This window comes from Syntrophales bacterium (assembly GCA_030655775.1).
Taxonomy (GTDB): Bacteria; Desulfobacterota; Syntrophia; order Syntrophales; family JADFWA01; genus JAUSPI01.
Window position 1 is genome coordinate 1 of record JAUSPI010000144.1, and the last position, 2,635, is coordinate 2,635.

Below are 2,635 nucleotides of genomic sequence, written 5' to 3' on the forward strand. Positions count from 1 at the left end.
TTGGCTACATCTCCAATGAAGCTATCGGGAAAGAACTCCATGCACTCCTTGCCCCACAAAAATACTACCAGTCTTTCGTGAAAAGTTTGGACCATTTTAAGAAAACAGGAAAAGGTAATGCTGTTGGAAAAACACTGGAACTCTCTGCCCTAAGGAAGGACGGAACGGAGTTCCCTGTTGAGCTGTCCCTCTCTGCGGTATATTTGCAGAACAGATGGTCTGCAATAGGCATTATACGGGACATCGCCGAGCGCAAGCAGTTTGAAGAAAAAATCATCTATGAACATAAGCGGCTTCAAATGCTGTTAGAGAGTGCGCCATTCGGTATTATACTTGTTACCTGCATTCCCGCCCTTAATGTAACGAGGTCGGTGGCACAATCTCCATCGCCTCATAAAGTGCGATTTGCAGCTTAGTTACTTCACCTACGCGTAGATCACGCCCCGGTTGCTCGAAGCATTCAATGATGTCAAATTCATCAAGAAGTTCCTGCATCGTGTACTTCTTGAAAAGATTCCCCCCCTGCATCTTTTTTTTGATGTAGGAAAGATGTATCAGGGCTATAAATTCCACGAACAGCTTCCCATCCAGACTTTGATCAGAGGAGACAGCCGGACGGCTGAAATTCAGGCGTTCCTTCAGATTCCCAAATGCCTTTTCCACAAGATCCTTGTTGCGATAGATCTCCAGGGCTTCGATGGGATCCTTTACCTCATTGCTGAGCAACACGAAGTATCCGTAGTTCTTCTTTGCTTCAACAATGGCCGCCTGCCTGGCAGTGACCTTCGTTCCCCTTGCCGGGGTGGTCTTGATATCAAAATATTTGGCATACTGCTTCTCGTGTTCCGGGTTTATCTTGCCGCTTTCCAATTCTTTCTGAAGCGTGCAGAGCAGGATATTGAGGTTCTTCTCATCCTCCACTGCCTTTTCACTGTTGAAGTAAAGGTGTAGATACATGCGGCGTTTCCCTTTCAGGGTGTCGCCCTTGTAGGGTCGATCCTGTGAATAATCCCAGTCTCTTTTGGTGGAATAGGCATACAGATCATACTTCTGACTGTAGTTTGTCCATGTGCGTATGGAATCGCGCACTTTATCCAGTTCGGCCTTCACGAACGTCAGTGACACCTTTGCGGCAATCAGGAATTTCAGGTGGTTTTGATACAGGTCGTTAATGTTGGCCTCACTGTAGAAGCCCCTGTCCATGACCAGCTTGATTTTGTCAAACCCGAAGAAATCAATATCTGCCAGGAGATTCTTTACCGTCTTCACGTCGGGGATGTTCCCCGCCAGCTTGCGGTAATAAAACGGCAGGTTGGATTTCTCGCCGAAGAGGAGTGCAATATTAATCTGCGGCAGCGGGTCATGGTCTTTGTTTACACCATATCTGACCTGACTCAGACACTTGGAATAGCTTGATATGGAGGTCGTATCGTATGCCCAGTATTCCTGTTCTACCCGGCGTTTTCCCTGTAGTCGGAAGAAACGATCTTTAGCGTCTTCGGTAATGGATGCAAACAATTCACTGCTCCTCTGGGAAGGGATGTTTCTTTCATAAGGATGTTTATGTGTGGCCGCCCATCTTGGGAAACGACTCAGTGGGTTTCTGTCCTCCAGTATGAGGTAGTATGCCGTTGATAGAACCTGTTTGTAGGTATCCGGAAAGCATTTTTTTAAATCCGCGGTCATTCCGAGTTTCTCGCCTATAGCGTCAAAGAGGTAAGTGGCCCCGTAGAAGCCTCGAGAAGAATTCGTTGTGGGTACCGGTCCTCTTTTAGGGGGGTCATCATAACTTTCAGCATCCTTGGCAGAAGCTCTTTTTCTGGTCGGGACGATTTCTTTGGTTTCTGGTGCCACCTTCCCAATGCATCTGCGTTTTGCACGGGACTGCTGCTTTTCTTTGTCCCAATAGGATGCAGATTCATAAGCATAGGTGATTCCTGTTTGTTTATTGGTCTGATATACGATTGCCGCCATCAGCACTTCCCTCCATTCATCGTTACATATATTATTAAATGTAACGATGAAAAAGTCAAGGGAAAATCATCTGAATAGCTTCTATTTATTGGATTTGTAGTGAATTACTCGTTACATAATCCGGGAACGCAGGTTATAAGTATGTCCCTTTATTTCATTCCAATCGGCTGGTGTATTGCGCTCTCGAACTCCTTCCAAATAGCTAGCACTAAAGACATATTTGTAAAGTAAATTTGGTGGGTTATAAGGCAGGTGGTCAATCATAGATAGGGCTTTGCGGACCAAATGGGCAACCCAAGGTAGTAAGACCATTCGCATTAACAATTTAGTTATGATTGTTCTTATCCCATCAGATTTGAAATTAATTGGTTCCAGTTTACTGAATGGCGAATATTTTCGGTAATCTGGATGTTTTGTAAACAACAATAGACCACTTCCCAATCCGTATTGGCGATACTTCGAACAAACTCTATCTAAGGTTAATGAGTCATCGGTGTCCCACATCAAGGCATCAGCACACCAAACAAGACGAACCCCATTTCGGAACAAGCGAAATCCCAATTCTTCATCCTCCCCACCATAACCTGAAAAATCTTCATCGAAAAAACCTACGCTTATCATATCTGAGCGCTCTATGGAAACGCCACAGGTTGAGAAGAAA

General features: G+C 45.1%; 3 protein-coding genes. 1 reads left to right on the top strand and 2 read right to left on the bottom strand.

The features are described 5' to 3' along the window. Positions 1-416: PAS domain S-box protein (locus Q7J27_07530; GenBank protein MDO9528992.1), on the top strand; the 416-nt coding region annotated here is incomplete at its 5' end. Here the strand turns inward: Q7J27_07530 and Q7J27_07535 are convergent. Both Q7J27_07535 and Q7J27_07540 read right to left on the bottom strand, forming a co-directional pair. Then, positions 355-1,974 carry an IS1634 family transposase gene (locus Q7J27_07535; GenBank protein MDO9528993.1) on the bottom strand — a complete coding sequence of 540 codons (1,620 nt, stop codon included), beginning with the start codon at positions 1,972-1,974 and terminating at the stop codon, positions 355-357. The two genes, Q7J27_07530 and Q7J27_07535, sit on opposite strands and share 62 nt — an antisense overlap. Positions 1,975-2,085: 111 nt before the next feature. Further along, a partial coding sequence (locus tag Q7J27_07540; GenBank protein ID MDO9528994.1) for a galactosyltransferase-related protein occupies positions 2,086-2,635 on the bottom strand: 550 nt, incomplete at its 5' end.

Bases quoted from the DNA above. Each gene is read 5' to 3' on its own strand.
- Q7J27_07535 (MDO9528993.1), bottom strand. From the start codon at position 1,974: ATGGCGGCAATCGTATATCAGACCAATAAACAAACAGGAATCACCTAT.